Origin of the sequence: Desulfosporosinus sp. FKB (assembly GCF_002196705.1) — a bacterium.
Lineage (GTDB): Bacteria > Bacillota > Desulfitobacteriia > Desulfitobacteriales > Desulfitobacteriaceae > Desulfosporosinus.
In genome coordinates this window covers 375,132-395,208 of record NZ_NADJ01000038.1, presented here as the reverse complement: position 1 = coordinate 395,208, position 20,077 = coordinate 375,132, and the positions used below count along the sequence as shown (strand labels likewise).

Below are 20,077 nucleotides of genomic sequence, written 5' to 3'. Positions count from 1 at the left end.
AAAATTCATATTGTAGTTAAATCAAGGTGAATTATCGGAAGCTAATTTCAGAGTTTAGAAGGTTTATGTGTTTTTATGTTGAATATATTGTTAATATGTATTTTTTGTGAAAATCCTTACTTGCAATATAATCAACAAGGAGGAGGTTTGAAAAATGTCTGATTCGAGGGAAAATGGAATTCTTGCCAAAATATTTGCCAATAGAATTAAAATTGAATCTTGGTTTGAAACGCTACAACATCCCAATACCTTTTGGATGATCCCCTTAGCCAGCCGAGGAATACTGCGTACGTTATTAAAGTGCCAGAATGAAATAAGCTTCAATGAACTAGCGGAACTGAGTACTGATAATAGAGAAGTTACAAGTATGTATATGCTTGAATTAGAATCTGTTCTCGAAGAACATAAACTATTTATTTTACAATAATTAACTTCTTCTAGTCTTAAATCGAGTCTGAACTACCTTTTGAATGAAGGGGAGCAATTTCTTCCCGAAAACAGATAATTTCCTTCAAATAAGTGAAATATAGTGCGAATTGCGAGGGGGTTTCTTAATTGACGGAGTTGTCGACATTTTCTTATAATTATCTATAATAATATTCGATTATGGAGGAAAGGACGTTGTCTTGTGTCTATTGCTGTTGGCAAGTCTGAAGTTGAAAATTCCAGGAAACAATATTCTGGAGAACCAGATCAAATCGAGAATAACATATCGGAGAATAGAGCTCCATTTGTTCCTTTTATAAAAGAGTGTAAAATGTGTCACTCAATCTGGGATTATTTCAGTGAGATGACGGAATGCCCCAAGTGCAGAACTAAGTTTCAGGCTGTTCGATGAGAGACGCCAAAGGTTGAAAATTGTCTTTTCAACAAGTCTTTTATTTCAGACGGCCTTATTCGGCAAAATTCTTACATGCTCTAAGTTAAAATCTTTGTGTGGATTCTAAAAAGGGTGATTCCTGAATTCAAAAGGGCGCTTATCATGAAAATGAGAAGCGCCCTTTTGCAAAGATTATTCTAGGAGATTGACAAAACTATAAGTTTGTTTGTTGTCAAAACAATGGTATCTTAATAAATATAATTTATCATTAACATATATAATTTCTATCGACAAGACACTTGAAAGATGATAGCCTTTTATTAGTTAAGGTGTATTGGCATTCACTTTAACCTCACTAGACTCCCATCCTAACCAATGGGAGTTCTTTTTATAGTATTATTAAGTATTAACTTTTGGATGTTTATTTTTCACTATCATGAGTGAAGGCAGGGGATAGGTGGGAACCCTCCGTTAAGCTTCTTTAAATAGAGGACTAAGCTTATACATCGCCAACACGAAAACTGAACAGGCTAAGGCAATTATAGCCATGACAGAAAATGAGAAGACTTTGGATGAATGATCGATCAAAATGCCCATGACTATTGGTCCAAATGTGATACCGAGTGAATATATCGATTGATAAAAACCCATGGCTGTGGATTTCTTATCTGCATCAAAGCCTCTTACAGCTATGGCCATAAGAATCGCCGTAAGGATGCCCGCGCCAAACCCGCCGATCATTTGGAGCGGGAAGAACCAGATAGGCTCAGGGGCGACGGCTATTCCGGCACAATATGCAGCAAGTAAAACAAAGCCTAACGTTATATTGTTTTTTTCGCCAAGCTTACTCGAAGCCTTTGTACTGACGAAGTAGGCGCCTATAATATTCATAATGCTAAATAAAACATAAATAGCACCAAGTTGGAGGCCTGTTGCACCGAGCTCTTTTGCAGTACTCGTTGTAAAGGAGTACACAGTTCCAAACATTAAAAACCAAACAAAACCGCCCAAAAGAGAGACTATTAAGAGTTTCTTATTCTTCATTACTTTGATAAGACTGGCGGCAGTGACATTTGTTCGGCCTGCAGTCTCAGATTTGATAAAGAATGAGAGAATGAAGCCGGTCATTCCGAATACAAAACTTAAGATAAACAGTGAGCGTATGCCCAATTGTTCAAAAACTCCACCGAGTAAAAACGCGGCTAAAATACCGACGTTCATAAGGGAAGTGATAAGGCCAATTGCTTTCGTACTTTCGGATTTGTCATAGTATGAAGAATAAAGCAAGGTAAAAGAAATCCATGTTGACGAAGCAACTCCCGATAGGGCATTAGCCACAAACAGCATAATAGGTGAACCAAAAAGTATTATCATGATAGAAGAAGTACCGGCTAAGAAAGCACCTATAATGATAAAAATTTTGTGATTCCCGATAATATCAGTAATAATTCCTAATGGAATCCTTAAAAGCAGTTGGGTGACTCCGTATGCCCCGACAATAACTCCCACAATGGTTGCCGATATCGAAAGAGATAGCAGGTAGGGTGTAAGGAATGGTATGTAGACATATTGAGCAAACCAAAATAGGACAGTAATCGCAGCTAATAGACTTCTTTTAAACGTTATGCCAGACACGTTTATTACCTCCTAAGTGAAATTAGTTATTTGTTAGTATAACACAATTAAGGTTGACTATTGGCAAAAACCATAAAAAATTCCAAGCGCCAGCACGATAAAATAAACAGCGTTGCCGGACGCTGCGCATGAAGAAAGCCCACTTCCTTGATCGGAGTGAGCTTTCTAGTATAAGTATTTCTTATACTAAACTTTAAAAGATGTGATTTGTCTTTTCAATCAGTAAGTATTATTATTACAAATGTCAATACGGCCATATACCCATTTACCATTTACCATTTACCCATACACCCATACACCCATACACCCATACACCCATACACCCATACACCCATACACCCATACACCCATACACCCATATACCCATATACCCATATACCTCTATATACCCCTCCTAAAGAGGGGCCTTTTTTTTATCTACCTCCGCCGCCAAAGCATCCTCCCCCAAAGCCGCCTAAGTCGCAAGATCCTGAATCTACATGGGAATAAGAATGAGAAAGATCAGAACTTGGATTATGGTCAAAATGCCCAGTGCCATAAAGGAGCCTCCGCGTCCGGAGGCTTCGCAAAGTCTAAAGAGTATCTATATAGTTCTACGTTTTAAATATGGATTTTTATGGTGGCTGTTGATAAACTTTCTCAAAGAAGAAAGAAAAAGCCCACTTCTTAATAAGAGGTGGGCTTTTTTGCGTTACTTTAAGGTAAAGAAACTATTCTCCTTAAGGCTTTTACTATTGTTCTGGATTGCCGTTTTATTTGTTTCATCGTTCTTATATTTAGTTTCATACAAGATCATCTCCTCTTTGGGTTAGTATAATCACGGAGATAAAATGATATACATAAATTTCAATAAAGAATAGATTTATTACGTATGAAATACTCCAGACGTCTATCAATGTTCAATATACTTCGAGTGACAAGCCCAAGATGATAGACCCTCCAAGACTTTAGAAGAAATGAATCGAGCTAATAGGCAGAGAATTCCGAATTTAAGATTTACGTTTTTGAGTTTTTGGGTTATATCAAGAAAGCGTACTTAATCATTATCAGAGGTATACGAGGTGGAGGAACCGAAGGAAGGCGAGAAAGTATGTACGATTTGTAATACAGAAGACCTTATTAACTGCGGTAATCGTAACAACAGCCATTTTGTTTATGTTGTAAAATATACAAGCCCCAGGGTGAATTTATCCGCTACTCATTCGCCTATTCCCCTTAGTAACTTGAACTTATACGCAAGTACCATTGCTGTACTCATTACAACAAAAATTATAACCATCCCTATAAAACTCTGCGTCAATGGTGTCGTGTGTTGGATCGTCTGTAAAAGCTGTGTCATCTTTTCCACCTCCTTAATTTAATTCTTATCTTCAATATCATTTTATTAATTCATTTCATTTTGTAGTACATTCTCCACCCCCCCGACTATACAAGAAATCACCTGAACATAGACAAACCCATAGCCACAGAGATAAGGATTGACGGTACTGTGCCTTTACGAACTGATGGTAACAAACCACAACGTTTACACAAAAGAATGGTACACCATAGCTGCTCCGCCAGACATTCCGATTGGCACTCAAATATTAGGGAGGTTTATATCAAGTATCAGTGTGGCGAATCATGCAAAAAGAGCTTATTGTAGATAAATGTGCTGAGATGCATAAATGAGATGAATTGAAAACATCTTAATCACGGGTTAGGGAGGAATTTGCAATGCCTTCGTTTTTGAAAATCATCGCGAGCGTATTTCTGCTAGTGCGAGGACAAGGTATTCTTTAGCCGAGGCTTGAGGGTTAAACTATTGACGTACGTATTATACGTATAATTTAATGAAAGGAGGGATGAACTTGCGAAAAGTAACTTACTTTGCGGTGCTTGAGTCATCAACCGATGGAACATTTGGTATATTTTTTCCTGATTTGCCTGGGTGTATTTCTTCGGGAGTTAATTTTCAACATGCTCAGAGTATGGTGGCAGAAGCTTTGGGGTTGCATTTATGGGGCATGGAGAGAATGGGGGGAATAATTTGATAGAATATGAAAAAAAAGCTTTGGGAGAATTATTAAAAGAAAAAATTTTCTATAGTAATATCAGTATTGATGAAAAGGATTTAATCGAACTTTCGGGGTTATTTGTTAAAAGGGAATATAGTCACAACGAAATGCTCGTCAAAGCCGGGGAGAAATGGGATAAAGTTTTCTTTATCCATAAAGGTATTATTAGACTTTTTTATACGAATTTAGAAGGGCAGGATTATAATAAGGGTTTCTTCTGGGAGAACCAATTGTTATGGCCGATTGCTCCTTCAGCCCGTAAAAATAATAGTCTCTTCAACATATCTGCTTTAGAAACTGTTACAGTCTCAGTTTGCGATTTTTCATCTTTTTATTCCTGGTTAACTCGTAATGGCTATTGGGAAAAGTTTGCTTTACCTTACGTTGAATTATTTGTTGAGGATAAGTTCCGCAGAGAATATGAATTTCTTATAAATTCGGCGACAGAGAGGTTTAGACATTTCTGCACTGAATATTCCGACCTTGTCGGAAGAATACCTGATTACCATCTGGCTTCGTATCTTGGCGTTACCAATGTTACCCTATCAAGAATAAAAAAATCTATTGATTTTAACCTATGTTAATGAGAGTTTTTTATCCATATTTTATACTACCTACTGAAGAAGAAAATTTTTGTTAAATTCAGGAGGTAGATAGTATGAATTTGTTAATCAACAAAACAGCTATTATAACAGGAGGAAGTGATGGAATTGGTTTTGCAACTGCTACAGCTTTTGCCGAGCAAGGAGCAAATCTGATTCTTATTGGAAGAGATAAAGAAAAATTGGGTCATAAGGAAAATTTATTAAAACAATATGATGTAACTGTTCACACTCTTGCAGCGGATATTAGTAACAAAGACTCTATCTCTGAGATAGTCGAACAGGTTCGTACAAAAAACATAAAAATAAACATTATTGTAAACAATGCTGGCATCGCACGGTTTATCCCTTTTTCGAATACGGATATCCAGGAATTGGATTATCACCTAAATTTGAATGTGAAAGCTCCTTATTTACTGACGCAAGCTTTCCTAGATGATCTAATTGATTCTCAGGGAAATGTGATTAATATTTCATCTTATTTTTCCAAAAGGATGCTGCCGGATAGACCATCGACAGCATATTCCATGACAAAAGGGGCTATAGAATCTCTCACCAAAGCCCTTGCATTTGAATTAGGCCCGCAGGGCGTTCGGGTTAATGCGATTGCACCCGGTACTGTTGCTACGCCTCAAGTTGAGAGTAATACGGAACGGCTCGATAATGAAGCAAAAGACCGTTTCAACGCAATGATTACCTCCATTTATCCGTTGCAAACAATCGGGGAGCCGAAAGACATAGCAGATATGGCAGTTTTTCTTGCATCAGAACAGGCAAAATGGATTACGGGAGGGATTTTTCCAGTTGACGGAGGTCTTACAACAAACTAAAAACTGTTTCCGTCATTGTTAGCCTAGAGTTTGGTTTTTTAAGAATTGTTATAGCACTGGAAATGGAATATAGTGGTTAAATTAAATGAGATAAGCTGTAAGGAGTGGAATTATGAAATTTTGCTGGTGCACAATTGCGGTTCAGAATATGGAGGAATCGTTAAAGTTTTATCAAGAAATTGTAGAGCTTTCGATTAGCAGACGATTTACTGTAAAGCCAGGAGTCGAGATTTCCTTTTTAGGTGACGGAGAAACAAAAGTTGAACTTATTTGCGGTCCAAGCTATAAAGTAAAGAATGATAATATTGAGGGTATTTCTTTAGGTTTTGAAGTTAATTCAGTTGATGAAATGATTAAATTTATAAAAGAAAAAGGACTGGAAGTAGATAGTGGACCTTTTCAACCTAATCCTCATATAAAATTTTTCTATGTTAAAGACCCCAATGGCGTCAGTATACAATTTGTAGAAAACATGTAACTTTAGCTATTGTACAAAACACTTTCATTGAGGGTGTTTTTTATGGGAAACATGGCATAGTTGTATATAACAATGACGGATAATATCGGCTTCTGCTGATACTATCCGTCAAATTCCTTACATAATCTGAATTATCGGATTTAATATTAGACAAGCTAAGTAACTTTGGTTCGCTAAAGACCTAAAATGCGAAAAGTTCAACGATTTCGGTAGTTGGACTTGAACCAATAATTTAATATACCTACCGCTGTGGTAGATGCGATTACTATTCCCTTATCTATAACGACAAAAATGATAATCATAGTGATAAGTAAAATCGATATCACAAATCTTTTATTGTCCTCCATCATATACCATCCTCTCTTTATATCTTAATAACATTACTTGCAGTTTCTTCAACTGCTTTGCCTGTTGCGTCAACCATTGGACAGCCTATTTTCTTCATAATCACACAAAAAAAGAAGCCCCCGCGTCAACGGAAGCCTGAAAAAAACGTATATGTATAGGTAAATTATATCATGAAAATTGAAGAAATAAACTATTTTTATGCCCTGGAATTTGTTCTGGTAAGATTGTATCATAAATGACTTTCGCTAAGGACCTATTATGAGACTTAATCCTTTGGTTACTATTTAAACTGATTCATGGTAATGTTAAGTTATCGTTCCTGTAATAAAGTTTTTTTACTAACAAAGGAGATAGAAATGTCTTTTGTACTAAAAACTGAAAGGTTAGTTTTACGACCATTAGATATTGAAGATCTAGACACTGTTCATGAATATGCATCAGATGTTGAAAACACTAAATATATGATACATTTGCCAAATGATACAATAGAAGAAACATCGCATTTTTTAACGCGTGTCACAAATGAGTGGCAGAAAGACAAGTTGAAATTTTATGAATTTGCCATAACTCTTAAAGAAAAACAAATTGGTGCTGTTTCTGTTTATTTGAATGAACAGCGAACTTATGCCGAATTAGGCTGGATAATTAATAAAAAATATTGGGGTAATGGTTATGCAACTGAGGCGGCTATGGCAGTAAAGGACTTTGCAGTAAATGAACTAAAAGTTTTTAATTTAGTGGCACATTGCGATTTTAGGAACGCTGCCTCATGTAAAGTTATGGATAAAATTGGATTAACCTTAGTGAAGGACGATGGGGTAAGACAATATCCAAAAACATCAGAAATTGCAAGAGAGTTAATGTATTCATTTATTATATAATGGCGAAAAACTTTGATAGGGGTTTGAGCATAACTTTATTACACTTACTTCTGATCATATTTATGGAAAGACCTGTACTTGGTATAAAAACCAAGCAGGTCTTTTCCTACGCAGTAGAGTCATTATGCGCAATAAGAAGGGATTAGCTTTCAAAATGTCGATGAATCCTATACAACACAAACATGTTGTGGTGAGTGGGATTGGGCGCTCAAAGCGCTTATTCGATGCATGATCCTGGATTATGACCAGCAATTGGATGCTGTGGAAGATGTAAAGGCCCTCGAGTCTATCACTCGAGGGCCAATTTGTTTAATAGCTCACAAAAGTAACATTTATTATGGGGATTCGAACTACAGGTTGTATGCCATCAATTGGGTTTCCTATATTTGAGAATAAACGAGCATTAGTCAAGAATACAACACCATCAATTACTCCACCAAAGTTTCCAACCCATTGACTTGAGTCAGTTCCAAGGACAACACGGGCTCCAATTGGAAGAGTGTCAAAAAGTATTCTAGTAATAGGTGGGCGTCCAAAAGGCGGCACTCCAAATGGTACACCGGGAAAACCAAGTCCAGCCATAAATAATCTCTCCTCTTAAGATATTTGGCCATTAAGGCCTATAAGAATTAATAAAGAGAGATATCGATAATGTTGTTTTCTAATCTATACTATGAAGGTTGGCCCTAAAGTGTGATTTTAAGGAGCTTTGGCGAAAGATGTAACATATCTAGAGAATACTGCATTAGAATATCTTAGTTAATTCTTATGCTATATCCACACATGAATTCCTCATCCGCGGCGAGGGGAATTTTTCTATTTTTGTACATACTATTCCCATATAAATATAAATGGGAGGTCAAAGTATGCGCGAACTTGAAGAAATTATGAAACAGATCGAAGAACTGCGGCGTAGCATGGTAAAACTTAAAGAAGGGAAAGGCCTCACGGATCAGGAAGTTGTTACGGCAAGCCAGATGCTTGATGTGGTTTTGAATGAATACTACAAAGTATTGAAATCAAGGGTTGAAGGGCAAAAGTAAAGAGAGCCTTAATCGCTCTCCTTTTTGGTAGCCTTATATTCAATGTTCCCTAATAAACCAGTAAATGATCGCCATCGGGAAGAAAATAAATCTAGAAGGAGAACTAAAACCACGAAAATTGCTTCTTACCAATACCTGCTTGGTTAGAATCCCTTCTGTCCAATTACTCTCCGAAACATACGATATTCCGGTACCAGGAACAGAAAGGGTAGTTTGAATCCACGAGGCCTATTCCAACTCGGGCACCTTTAACGCCGGCACTGACTCCAACGCCTCTTTTACTGAAGTTAAGCCGGAAAGGTCCCATTTTGACACTTTTACGAAACGAAAACCCATTTACCAACCTCCAATTGAGAAGGGGTTCTATAATTAAATAATATTCCCTGCATTTTTAGCAAGAAATCCATTGCTTTTAATTCAAACAAATAAAAAGAGATGGCATAACAACTAAGGATCTTGCGGGCATCATTGATGTTAGCGAAAGGACAATGAGAAGCTATCTCGCCGGAACCTCCAAGATCTCGTGGGAAGATGCTCGGAAAATAAAGCGTATGATATCCCCGCAATTTGATATTGAATATCTTTTTTATAAAGAAGATATTGCTGTTTAAAAAGCGAGGGAATAGAAATGCGATATTATACGCTTTCTGAAGTTGCAAAAATACGTAACATTGGAAAGTCAACAATTTACCACAATGGACCTAAAAATTATGGAGGCATTAAAATCGGTAAGTCTTGGCGATTTCCCGAAGATAAAATTGGGACCGGTCCGGAGGATAAACCCAAGCAAATTAATGTCGGGTATGTAAGGAGGTTTTCTAAAAACGCAGGGAAAAGGGTTAGCTAAATTATATTAGCTAAATATTGTAAAAAAGTTAGTTAGGGGGTCTACATGTTACCGACTCAATTTTCTTACGAGAGAAAACGACTCAGAATGTTTATTAAAAATGGCGAACCATATTATTGCGCAGCTGATTTTTGCAGCATACTTGAAATTTCAAATCCTACTGATGCCGTAAAACGACTCAAAAAGGATGAGCTAGATTTAATCGAGGTCACCGATTCACTTGGGAGACAACAAATTACTAACGGAGTCAACGAAACTGGCATCTATTCGCTCATCCTCGGCAGCCGCAAACCAGAAGCCAAAGCATTCAAACGCTGGATCACTCACGATGTGATCCCGGCCATTCGCAAAACCGGCTCCTACTCAGCCCAACTCACTCCGGCCGAAGCACTCCTGAGAAGTGTCGAACTCCTGGCCAAACAAGAGCGCGAACTCAATGCCGTAAAGGAGGCCCAGACCAAAAGCCAAGAAGTTTTAGTGAAGCATGAATTCGCGCTTACAACTCTTGATCAAAAGGTCCGTGTTGAGATCACACTACTGCCAGGGAGCAAGCACAGCTTCAGGGGGCGGTCAAAGCAAGGATTAGAAAGTTTGGGGATCGATCATTATTTTCCAAAATCTATTCAGCTCTCAAGCGTCAGTTTGGCGTACCGAGCTACCGGGATCTGAAAAGGTCCGATCTTTCGAAGGCATTTCGGTTTATTGAGAGCTGGACTCCATGATACTTTGTGAAAACGTTGGTATTGAGAGGAGGCGAGAGAGATGGAAAAATGGCATGAAACAATTCGAGATATGGATGAAAAATTCACTTCGAAGGATACCCCTTAAAACCGTATGAGGATTCTGCAGGATACAAACAAGATAAAAGAAGAGATCACTTCAAATTTTGTAAGCGGTCTCTGCCAAGAACAACTTACCGTCAACGAAGCAATCTCGATATTGAAAAGTGCTGAACTTATTATCATGCAGTCTAGATTTACGGCTTAATCTGGTTTCTCAGGTTTCGGTTTCTTGGGTTTGTAAGTAGCGTTTGGGTTAGAGTCATTCAATACTCTTATCCGCATCTTTTCCCCTAATGAGCACCTAGTATTCGCGTTAGCCCCTACTAAACATGCAAAGCTGATTTCCCCATAGGATTTGCAGATATTGATATTATGACAATCCTGTTTATAAACATGTTTTCCTTTTTCATCTTGCTCAATTGGATCGGACAGATTGCCGCCTATCAAAGGATTACTCATTGATTTCATCTCCTTCCTGTATTGATTGGTATGTCTAACAACTACCAACTTCGACGCAAAAAAGGAATATTCCTGTAAATATTTAGCGAAAGTGAGGCGAAAAACACATGAGCGTGACAGCGAAAGATCAAATTAACAATAAAGACCAGGCGAGCGAGGCGATTATTAAAATCATGCAATCGCCACGGTTTGGTTGGATAACAAAAGGTAGCCGCGCGAAGTCTAACGAAAAATTGAGATACCAGAGTATTGCCTCAGTTGGGAGACAAGAAACTAGAAAAAATTCAGCTATTGGACCTTGTAGAATTCTACATTATAGGTTATATCGGCTATTTTTGAAAAGGCTATTAAAGAGCGTATTTAAGGGTGATAACCCAGCACATCATGTAGATGCTCCGAAGGTCGAGGGGAAGAAGGCTAAGTGTTATGACCTTGATCAGGTAGCAGCCATGCTCAAAGCCCTTGAAAAAGAAGACTTAAGGCACCAGGCAGCAATTATGATTGCTTTGACTACTGGGGCATGTTTAGGTGAGATTATGGGTCTAGAATGGCAGGATATAGATTTCAAGAATAAGACAATTGAAATAAGGCAAGCAAGTCAATTTATACCCGAAAAGGGCATATTTTTAAAGCCGCCAAAGATTGAATCAAGCAAACGTAAAAACAAAGTAAAGACAGGCAAGCGGCTGATTTGATGGAAGATAAATTCTCCTTAGATCGGGTGCCCAGCAAGAAAACTATATAAGCCCTATAAACTAATCTAAAGGAAAAACGCCCTAACTCCCACGATTACAAGACGTCGATTACGAGCTCTCACCGAATAGGGAGGGTTCTTTTAGTTAATACATTTCAACTTATGCATCAATTCAAAATCATTATTTTTTAAATTAGACTTCATTTTATTAAAATAGAAAAGGTCAAGTTAACTCTTCAGTTGACTTGACCTTTTTTCATAATATATCGCGAAAATGTAAATCTGTCCAAGCCTCAAAAATGGCAAAAATAAAAAGGGCTAAAACCCTTGATACATGCTGGCAGGGGATGAAGGAGTCGAACCCTCACTGACGGTTTTGGAGTCTGGTATTTCTCGTTTTGTATATTGTCGTAAGTTAATGAAACAATTGATACGTCTAGGTTTTTTCATTTCTGTTTATCATAACTTTTTGCTTTTTTGGGGGACTTTTAATATCTTTAGTCCCCAAATAGTCCCCAAATAGTCCCCAAATAGTCCCCAAGAAGTCCCTGAATTTATCGGTAAAAAAGCGCCTGAAATTAAAGTTCAGACGCTTTTTTTAAAGTCGGTTTATGTTTCTATTTATTTTGCTGAATCGGCTTTCTTTTTCTTGTCACTGCCAAATAGGTTTTGCAGTTTATCCGCCGCCTCTGTGTCAGGTTTCCTTAAAAAGTGACTATATACGCTCGTTGTTGTGGTCGCTTTTGTGTGACCAAGTCTCTTAGCGACTGTTTGTACATCTACACCATGACCGATCAATAGAGAGGCGTTTGTGTGCCTCAGACCGTGAAATTTAACGTCTGGTAGGTTATGTTTTCGACGGAAATCTTTAAACCATATCGTTGGCGTAGAAGGGAAAATAGGCTTGCCATTCCATTGGGTAAAGAGGCGGTCATGATCCTCCCATTGATCCCCGCATTTTAAACGTTCTTCATTTTGCCATGCCTTGTATTCTTTTAGTAAATCCATAACTAACGGTGGCATAGCAATAATTCTTTGGCTGCTATCATTTTTAGGGGATTTAGTAAAAGTACCTTTACCAGGCAAATATTGTGATGCTCTACATATTCGCAAAAGATTATTATCGAAATCAACGTCAGACCATTCTAAACCCACAACTTCACCTAAGCGGCTCCCGGAGTATGCTGCCAGATAAATAACAGTCTAAAATTTGTGCGGTTCGTCATCAAGAAGGGAGAGCATGTATTCTAGTGTGCCTTCCTCAAAATAGGATATTTCCTTTTTCTCAACTTTTACCTTAATGCGAGAGGCGGGATTATTTAGGATGCACTGTTCTCGCACGGCATAAGACAATATAGCACTTATCGCCCTATGATGATGTTTAATACTTTGGCTAGAGAGCTGGCCTACTTCTTTTTTAAACAATGGCAAGGAAACCTATTTTCCAATTACCATGACTAAAACAGAAGAGGGTGAAATGTTTAGTCGGTATGACTTGGTTTTCTCAGTGCCGGTGGAGAACAGAGATTTTAAGCTTATCTTCATTACTGGCATTGATGGCATTGAGAAAATCAGATTTAGGGTGGATGTAAATTCTTTAGAGAATAAAGCTAAAGATGGGATACCCGGTGGCTGCATGTTCTTTATGGATGTTCCAGTGACGCTCATTATATCCGAGCAGTCCGATACAATTCCTAGTGAGTAAAAGAAACGGCCTCAGCGTAATTGCTGGGGCCTTGTTTAGTTAATTAAGTGGATGTAAGTGATTAGGATCAAGGATATTATCATAAACTTTTCCGTCATTTTTCTGCACAGCATACCATCCGGCAGTTGCAGTATGCGCTGCTCCGCCTCCATCATTAACTACTTCATAGACATGAATAACATAACAGTCTATTCCATTCACATTTTCTTCGTGGTCATTCTGATAGAGCATATCTTTTTTAACTATCTGCTTAACTATTTGTATTGCCTGTACTCCTGTTATAGGAGTGTTCTGATCCGGTTCATTATTCTTGTTTTGGCTATCATAAAGCAAACTTTTGTTATTATTTTCTGGTATTGGCTCACTAGAAACCGTTATTACTTTGCATTTTTCTAGATTAATATTGCTGTCTATACCGTCACATATACCCTGAACAGTTACTTCGTGATTCTTATTAACCTTTGCTAAAGATGATGCATCCTCTTGGGAAAAACTGCACCATACTGTAGTGAAGCCGTTACCATTTGCTGAAAGATTTATATATGGATTATTGCTAAAATCTCTGTCAATAGCTATAGGTACGCCCGTTACTTCAAGCAGTTTACCTTTATACTTTCCATCTGCGGCAAACTGATTATCATCGTATTCTTGTTCTAATTGTTTGGCTGTAACCTGGATTGGTTTTTCGGATACCTCTGTTGTGGCGGTTGAAGTCACTGGATTAACTTTGGCAGCTGGGGTAACTTGAGCTGATGTTGGTTTATTAGTTTCTGCAACACCCGTTCGACCAATAGCGCCGATCGCACACACTATAATAAAAAGGGTTATTATTTTATATCTCAGAAAGAAATTTCTTTGATCTGTTCCACAATGAATACATTTTTTAACGTTTTCACCGATTTCTTTACCGCAGGTCTTACAGTTTACTAAATTTTTATTCAAACGGAATCATCCTTTCTCGGTCCTAAGCTACTTGAGAAACAACTCCTTAAACTGAGCTTTAGATATCCTCGTGATTTTGCCATTATAGTAAACTTTAAGCGACGATTTTTTTATGTATTTTATATCTACCAATGGCTCAGCATAGCATCTACACCCAACACATTCGCCCGCATGATAATAGCCAATAGATTTCTCGCCCACTAATTCTTCGGGAGATGGCGGATCGGTCCAAAAAACTATCACGCCGTCCATGTGTTTGTGACTGCTTCTTACCCTACTATCCTCTGAACTTCTCCATGTATAGGCCTTGATTCCCAAATTCTCTGCCCTTAGCCTTGTTATTTGGGCTGACTGTATACTCGAAACAGTACTTACTAAAACTTTAGCATTTGCCACCGTAATATTCTCGAAAAATTTCGAAATGTCATTCGCTATATCATTAGATCGCCTACCCTTAAGGGACTCGTTAGCAATGCTAACAATTAAGTCATCCGAAAAATCGAAGGGCCACTTAAGACTTCTAATTCTCTCTACGATATAAGCTAAATGTTTATTCTTTGAGTCTAACTCTTTTCTTATTCCGTTATAAATCGCAGCTGAATCTGACTTAACTTTTGTAATTTGAGAAGACGCTTTTCCTTTTGAAATAAACCGAAACAAGTTTCCCAACATTTAACTCCTCATTCCTCCTTATCATCCTAAGTACGATTATACTTCTAAGGATGCTGGATATTATGGAAAAAGATGTCGATTGAAAACAAAAATCTATGCAACCATTAGACCTTGCCAGATCCACAAGCACAAACTCAACAATCTGCACAATAAAATAGACAGCGTTGCCGGACGCTGCGCATGACGAAATCCCACTTTCTTAATTGGAGGTGGGATTTTTTGCGTTTCTATGTATCTACCAAAAACTCTTTTATATAGTCAATTAATTCATTATCTATTTTTAAAAACATCATTTACTCCTAATCCTGATTTATGCCCCGTATCACGGTGGCAATTATTACACGACGTATCACTTTTTAGTATTTTAATGTGGTCATTAGGCATTAGAGGGGCTTCTTTATAGTCTCTTATTTTATCAATATGACAAGTAATACAGTTGTTTATAAAAAGGGCTTCGTATCCTGGCTTAATAGAACCAAACTCGCCAGTTAATTGGAGCCCGATGCCCCTAAAGCCACGAGTTAACACATTTTCTATCTTACCGAATGGACCTCTTTTTTCATGGCAGTACATACAAGGAACATTTTTGTGGGGCGACTCTTTCCAAGCTTCGTAGTAGGGTTCAGCTTCATGACAAATTGTACATGACGCAGGTAAGGTGGCAACCCAGTAAGCGCCACGAAATACAGCATATGCTGTAATGAGAAATACAAGTGTAAGTATTAAGGGTTTCTTCACAATGTCCTCCAATTATAGGTAATAAGATTATAATGTACCCAGATTATTAATAGTATTCAATTAAATAAATACTAAGGGTTAGCGCCTTTAATTTTCTACATGCTTAAATGGCGAATCCCTCCCTCGCTTAGTTCGGGGGAGGGATTGTTTGCGTTTTTTATGCTATTTTTTAAGGTAATGAAGCTATTCTTTTTAGCGCTCTTCAGAAAATGGTTTGGAGGCTTTTTACGGTTTAATTATCTGTTAATTAACACCTAGCATTATTACACGCCTTTTTAGACATAATATCGTTGTTTTGTCAATACTTTGTTCTATGTTAAAGCATTACGAGAGGAGGTGGATAACTGTGCTACAGGTTAAGTTATATCAATTTGACAACTTAAAAATGTCTAAGCAAAGTTTTGAAACCGAATTTCTTAATGATACCTTATATTATTTTGAGAATCTTAATAATGTAGTAGGTATTGGCTTTGACTTTAACCAAAACGAACTCAAATACGTGACTGAAAAAGCTTATAAAGTTGGGTTAAATCCTATTATTCTTACTGTGCCTAAATTCCTAAAATTACTAGAAAACGCATTGGTTTCTAGTCGAAAGATAACAAAAATTGAATTTACAATGGAAATTGATGTGGATGATAAAAATGAATTGGAAGGCTTAATGATAAGCGGGCAACAATCTCTCCTTATTACTGTTAAAGATATTATTCAGAATAACTACACGTTTATTAAAAACGTTTCTTGGTATGAAACTGCTGGTGAGAATCCGGTAGAGTTATCTTTATGGGATAGTGGTATTCTTTATGTAAATAATGGTGTTGAAACATTACAAAAATCCGACGACTTGCTTAGTTACGCGGTTGGGTAATGTTTTGAGGTGTATATGAGAAAATCAAAGATCTATAACTTTCTTCAACCTTTAATTCCGGTATTTGCATGGGTAATAATTCTGTGGGGTAAACCGGAATTTTCTATTGCTAATTATGTGGCTAAAGTGTACAAGCTTTCTGCCAATGAGGTCAGGCCTTTGGATATAGTGCTTTTCACAGCGGCGTCTACATATTTTTTGCGATTTATCGATTGGTTGATTGCTAAGATATACGCAAGTATACAAGCAATTAAAAGCTTATCGTTAGGCGTTATTTTTACAAATCTTCAAAACACGAAAGAGACATTTACGACAATAGATATCCCCCAAGGATCACCGAAGAGGGTTAAAGTTACAGTGAATGTGCAATTTTATAATCAGTTTCTTTTTAGTACACTTATCTCCAGATATTTTAGTTCAATAATTCTTCAAATAGACTGGCTATCTACTTGGCTTCAGGTAGAAATTGATGGGATTAATAATATTCAGAATTATGTTGCTTTTGAACAAGGAATTATGAATATAGATCTTTTAAAACTTGCCCATTGGCCAAAGGGAAGTATAGAAATAGTGCTTGCTATTGTTTCAATACATACTAATACTACTTCTGGATTTTTAAACATAAGCATCAAGGTAGAAGGATCAAAGTTCAAAAAGTGGTTACTTAAAAGAACTTTAAAATTCACTCAAACCAATCATGAACTTGTTTTGCAATCCTAGAGGAGGAAAGCTATGATCACTGCAAATGTAAAGAAAATTACTGGCGTATCTACGATACAAGAGGTTGTAAATGTAATACAAAATCAAGGCGTATTAAATGAAACTGTAGATGATCCGGAATGGCCAATCGAGGACCTCTTACTACGTTCTATAAATATCTTGAATATACCAGATCGCATCAATACGGCTCAGTTATCAAAAGAAGGTCAAAAAGTAAGTTTTCTCTTTACACACGCTGAAAGTGAAAGGCTTCGTCGTAGAACCTCGTGGTTCGAAAATGAAGGAGAAAATGGTAAAGTACTTAAATCAAAAGAAGAACGAGTTAATATAGCTAAGGCTGATATATTATTTTTTGAGTTTCAAGGATGTGTATATGCTGCATTTTTTACAAAGAAGGAAGATACTATTGCAAGATTAAAGGATGAATTATTGTTACCAGATTATTGGGGCGAGATATCGGACGCCGTGGAGTTTAAAGTAGAAGATGATTTACTGTATTGGCTTTTATATAGATTTGCACAGTTTAGCGGAAAAATGAATAGGAATTTTGATATTATTGGAATTTATGGATATATGGGTTATGCAGTTAGTAATACGCACACAATTACTGGAGAAGGCCAAAGAATATCGGAGTTGTTAGGGACTTTAGCATATATTTTTGGAAATGATCCTCTTGATTCGCTTAATGTTTCAATTCGCAAACAGACTGAACACGTATCTTTTAGGATTAGTCGTTCCGGTAATATCCAGGTATCTGACACAGAGTATATGGGCAATTTCTGGGGTAATCATACTGACAAAAGTAGATTTGCGAGGATTTGTATACTAATTTATACAATAATTATTCCAGGAATTATTGACACCTATAATGATCATAGAAAAACGGGTCAGTGGAATATGCAACACAGACTAGATTTTATAAAGGGTACTGGCATTAAGATTCTCCGAAAAGTAATGCCACCTCTCCAGTTACCTTTAGACATGACCGTTAAGGATATACTTGCATAAGTTTTTGATGATTGCTTCTCTTGGCTCGATAGAATTTATTAGAATGCATTGAGGCCCCCTTATATTTATGATGAGGGCCTTTTCCTTTTTGTAAGAACAAGTTTCCCCTATATTACAGATACGAGATAATTAAGGCCAATGGCATAATAATCTTCAGAAAAGAAGTTCAGATTTTAATAAGGAGGATACCATGGAAGATGCTTGGGTCAAATTAAGTTTGAAATTTGATAAATGGAGAATGAAATATATTAACCTTGAAAATTATATGAAGGGCAACGTATTTCATTATACTAGTGCTATAGCACTAGAGAACATTATTAGAAATAAGACATTATGGGTTACTAAAAGTGATTTTTTAAATGATAAAACTGAATACATGTATGGCATCAACCTTATTAAACAAGTATTTGAAAAATATGAATACGAATATTTAAACAAAAAACTATTAATCGTAATAAATAGAAAATTTAAGTTGTATCTAGCGAGAAGTTATATATTTAGTACTTCTGAAAATAGCGATTCAATTAATTTATGGGGAAATTATTCAAGACATGAAGGGTATAACATTGGCTTTAGCCTTAATAAGATATTTAGTAGAACGTGGGATATGAAAGTCTACGTAACTGGTAATAAAATAAGTGAAGATGGTTTGATAGAAAAATACTATATTCCAAGAAAAGGCGAACATGAATCAATCGAAATGTATCCAGGGAAAGTTATATATGATAACAAAATGCAAAAAAATACAATTATAGATATATTCAACTTTCTCGAGCATATTTCTAATATGTTTTATTCATTTCGTAATTCTGAAAAAATAGATAAACAATGTTTGAATAATCTTATCTGTCATTACAATAATGCATTTGGTTCCGCAATACATATCTTATTAAATCAGATTAAGTTATTTAAGAATCCAGTATTTTCTCAAGATGAGGAATATAGAATTATTTTTGATAAACCGCAAACTAAATGTCAGAAAGCACAGACAATTCAAAGGCGTGTTTATTCCATATATCGAAGTGGTCTTTGAGGAAAGCAATGATATCAAAGGACTACCTATTGATTCAATAACTATTGGGCCTAAGAATAGTCTGGATATCGCAGCGAAGGGACTAGGCCAATTTTTGAAAAGTCAAGGGTATAAGTTTCATTAAACCCTGAATGTAAAGATAATAATAAACTGTTAATAAAAAAATCAGATGTTCCATTACGATACTAAAAAGTAAAAAATCATTAGCTTTCATGCAATTGGATTATACCTTATTTAATATCTTGAACTCCTATCGTAAGACGGGAATGATCTTTGATGTTTGGCTTCAAACCTTCCACAAAAACCATCTACACGTATTCAATTCATATTTAAGCTCAAAACGCTTCACTTGTCCGTGGTACTCGCTTTGGCACTCATAAATTTTCATGCGGTTTCCGGCAAGTTTTTCCTCAGATATTCTATTAATCATCTCAACCTTTACTACATTTCCATCATGTCGAAAGCGAATAGGGCGTGGCGTCCCTGGGATATCGAACCAAGCAATCATCTCTATGGGGGCCATAACTACCTTCATTTAGATTCCTCTCCTATCTAGAATGTATGTTCTGATTTTATCAAAACCTTTGTTCTTAGCAAAGAGAGATGTCTTGCCAAATAATTGCAATTAGCGAGGTGTGTAACGATTTAGGGGCTTTGAGCTAAAATACGAACTGAATATATGCAAGTGGATGCTTTGGAAAATGTAGCATAATTCTCCTAACCATGGATATAATAATCTCACGAAGATTTATCGTCCTGCTTAGATCCCATCGGTAACGGTGGGATTTTTTACGGTTCTTTTGATATAATAAAGATATATCGATAACATACAATTATTCTATGGAAATAATATTAAGGCAGTGATACTCTTGTTGATAACACCTTTTCCTCTCTATGGCATCCGTTAAACCTCTT

General features: G+C 36.6%; 23 protein-coding genes. 15 read left to right on the top strand and 8 right to left on the bottom strand.

Annotated features, from left to right (window positions below):
• Positions 1–154 precede the first annotated feature (154 nt).
• On the top strand, positions 155–427 hold the full coding sequence (locus B5Y67_RS18445) for a hypothetical protein (protein ID WP_088227870.1): 273 nt from the start codon (positions 155–157) through the stop codon (positions 425–427).
• Between the two features lie 864 nt (positions 428–1,291).
• Here the strand turns inward: B5Y67_RS18445 and B5Y67_RS18435 are convergent.
• Entirely contained in the window at positions 1,292–2,455 is a 1,164-nt protein-coding gene (locus B5Y67_RS18435; protein ID WP_088227868.1) for an MFS transporter, read from the bottom strand.
• Positions 2,456–4,305: 1,850 nt separating this feature from the next.
• On the opposite strand from B5Y67_RS18435, the gene B5Y67_RS18425 reads away from it, so the two are divergent.
• The 5 genes from B5Y67_RS18425 (at position 4,306) to B5Y67_RS18405 (ending at position 7,651) form a co-directional block, all read left to right on the top strand.
• On the top strand, positions 4,306–4,488 hold the full coding sequence (locus B5Y67_RS18425; RefSeq protein ID WP_088227866.1) for a type II toxin-antitoxin system HicB family antitoxin: 183 nt from the start codon (positions 4,306–4,308) through the stop codon (positions 4,486–4,488).
• Complete coding sequence (locus B5Y67_RS18420; protein WP_088227865.1) at positions 4,485–5,096, top strand: Crp/Fnr family transcriptional regulator; 612 nt, start codon at positions 4,485–4,487, stop codon at positions 5,094–5,096. The genes B5Y67_RS18425 and B5Y67_RS18420 overlap by 4 nt, the downstream gene beginning before the upstream one ends.
• A gap of 74 nt (positions 5,097–5,170) precedes the next feature.
• Positions 5,171–5,944: an SDR family oxidoreductase gene (locus B5Y67_RS18415; RefSeq protein WP_088227864.1), complete on the top strand. Its 774-nt coding sequence runs from the start codon at positions 5,171–5,173 to the stop codon at positions 5,942–5,944.
• A 112-nt stretch (positions 5,945–6,056) separates the two neighbouring features.
• Positions 6,057–6,422, top strand: a complete 366-nt coding sequence (locus tag B5Y67_RS18410; RefSeq protein WP_088227863.1) for a VOC family protein — start codon at positions 6,057–6,059, stop codon at positions 6,420–6,422.
• Between the two features lie 704 nt (positions 6,423–7,126).
• A complete protein-coding gene (locus B5Y67_RS18405; RefSeq protein WP_088227862.1) occupies positions 7,127–7,651 on the top strand; it encodes a GNAT family N-acetyltransferase in 525 nt (174 codons plus the stop codon).
• A gap of 309 nt (positions 7,652–7,960) precedes the next feature.
• Here the strand turns inward: B5Y67_RS18405 and B5Y67_RS18400 are convergent, their stop codons facing one another.
• Positions 7,961–8,233 (bottom strand): hypothetical protein, encoded by a 273-nt coding sequence (locus B5Y67_RS18400; protein ID WP_088227861.1) that lies wholly within the window; start codon positions 8,231–8,233, stop codon positions 7,961–7,963.
• Between the two features lie 284 nt (positions 8,234–8,517).
• Here B5Y67_RS18400 and B5Y67_RS18395 point away from each other — a divergent pair, with 284 nt between their 5' ends.
• The 3 genes from B5Y67_RS18395 to B5Y67_RS18380 all read left to right on the top strand — a co-directional run bounded on the left by B5Y67_RS18395 (position 8,518) and on the right by B5Y67_RS18380 (position 10,210).
• Positions 8,518–8,694 (top strand): aspartyl-phosphate phosphatase Spo0E family protein, encoded by a 177-nt coding sequence (locus B5Y67_RS18395; protein ID WP_088227860.1) that lies wholly within the window; start codon positions 8,518–8,520, stop codon positions 8,692–8,694.
• 628 nt (positions 8,695–9,322) lie between these two features.
• Positions 9,323–9,541, top strand: coding sequence for a helix-turn-helix domain-containing protein (locus tag B5Y67_RS18385; RefSeq protein WP_088227859.1), 219 nt, complete (start codon positions 9,323–9,325; stop codon positions 9,539–9,541).
• 45 nt (positions 9,542–9,586) lie between these two features.
• The gene (locus B5Y67_RS18380; protein WP_088227858.1) at positions 9,587–10,210 is read left to right on the top strand and encodes a BRO family protein; all 624 of its coding nucleotides are present in this window, start codon (positions 9,587–9,589) and stop codon (positions 10,208–10,210) included.
• A gap of 314 nt (positions 10,211–10,524) precedes the next feature.
• Here the strand turns inward: B5Y67_RS18380 and B5Y67_RS18370 are convergent, their stop codons facing one another.
• Complete coding sequence (locus B5Y67_RS18370) at positions 10,525–10,782, bottom strand: hypothetical protein (RefSeq protein WP_088227857.1); 258 nt, start codon at positions 10,780–10,782, stop codon at positions 10,525–10,527.
• Between the two features lie 113 nt (positions 10,783–10,895).
• Here B5Y67_RS18370 and B5Y67_RS18365 point away from each other — a divergent pair, with 113 nt between their 5' ends.
• A complete protein-coding gene (locus tag B5Y67_RS18365; protein WP_170932744.1) occupies positions 10,896–11,477 on the top strand; it encodes a tyrosine-type recombinase/integrase in 582 nt (193 codons plus the stop codon).
• Between the two features lie 620 nt (positions 11,478–12,097).
• Here B5Y67_RS18365 and B5Y67_RS18360 read toward each other — a convergent pair.
• The gene (locus B5Y67_RS18360) at positions 12,098–12,667 is read right to left on the bottom strand and encodes a site-specific integrase (protein WP_282432796.1); all 570 of its coding nucleotides are present in this window, start codon (positions 12,665–12,667) and stop codon (positions 12,098–12,100) included.
• A gap of 286 nt (positions 12,668–12,953) precedes the next feature.
• Between B5Y67_RS18360 and B5Y67_RS18350 the strand changes: the two genes are divergently transcribed.
• Positions 12,954–13,181: a hypothetical protein gene (locus B5Y67_RS18350; RefSeq protein WP_088227853.1), complete on the top strand. Its 228-nt coding sequence runs from the start codon at positions 12,954–12,956 to the stop codon at positions 13,179–13,181.
• Between the two features lie 39 nt (positions 13,182–13,220).
• Here the strand turns inward: B5Y67_RS18350 and B5Y67_RS25635 are convergent, their stop codons facing one another.
• The 3 genes from B5Y67_RS25635 to B5Y67_RS18335 form a co-directional block, all read right to left on the bottom strand.
• Positions 13,221–14,123 carry a hypothetical protein gene (locus tag B5Y67_RS25635; protein WP_088227852.1) on the bottom strand — a complete coding sequence of 301 codons (903 nt, stop codon included), beginning with the start codon at positions 14,121–14,123 and terminating at the stop codon, positions 13,221–13,223.
• A gap of 27 nt (positions 14,124–14,150) precedes the next feature.
• Complete coding sequence (locus tag B5Y67_RS18340; RefSeq protein ID WP_088227851.1) at positions 14,151–14,795, bottom strand: minor capsid protein; 645 nt, start codon at positions 14,793–14,795, stop codon at positions 14,151–14,153.
• A gap of 270 nt (positions 14,796–15,065) precedes the next feature.
• Positions 15,066–15,533: a nitrate reductase gene (locus B5Y67_RS18335; protein WP_088227850.1), complete on the bottom strand. Its 468-nt coding sequence runs from the start codon at positions 15,531–15,533 to the stop codon at positions 15,066–15,068.
• A gap of 346 nt (positions 15,534–15,879) precedes the next feature.
• Between B5Y67_RS18335 and B5Y67_RS18330 the strand changes: the two genes are divergently transcribed.
• The 4 genes from B5Y67_RS18330 (at position 15,880) to B5Y67_RS18315 (ending at position 19,162) form a co-directional block, all read left to right on the top strand.
• The gene (locus B5Y67_RS18330; RefSeq protein WP_088227849.1) at positions 15,880–16,401 is read left to right on the top strand and encodes a hypothetical protein; all 522 of its coding nucleotides are present in this window, start codon (positions 15,880–15,882) and stop codon (positions 16,399–16,401) included.
• 15 nt (positions 16,402–16,416) lie between these two features.
• Entirely contained in the window at positions 16,417–17,121 is a 705-nt protein-coding gene (locus tag B5Y67_RS18325) for a hypothetical protein (protein ID WP_088227848.1), read from the top strand.
• Between the two features lie 12 nt (positions 17,122–17,133).
• Positions 17,134–18,129, top strand: a complete 996-nt coding sequence (locus tag B5Y67_RS18320) for a hypothetical protein (RefSeq protein WP_088227847.1) — start codon at positions 17,134–17,136, stop codon at positions 18,127–18,129.
• 190 nt (positions 18,130–18,319) lie between these two features.
• On the top strand, positions 18,320–19,162 hold the full coding sequence (locus tag B5Y67_RS18315; protein WP_088227846.1) for a DUF2971 domain-containing protein: 843 nt from the start codon (positions 18,320–18,322) through the stop codon (positions 19,160–19,162).
• 286 nt (positions 19,163–19,448) lie between these two features.
• On the opposite strand, the gene B5Y67_RS18310 is transcribed toward B5Y67_RS18315, so the two are convergent.
• A complete protein-coding gene (locus B5Y67_RS18310; protein ID WP_088227845.1) occupies positions 19,449–19,697 on the bottom strand; it encodes a hypothetical protein in 249 nt (82 codons plus the stop codon).
• Between the last annotated feature and the right edge of the window lie 380 nt (positions 19,698–20,077).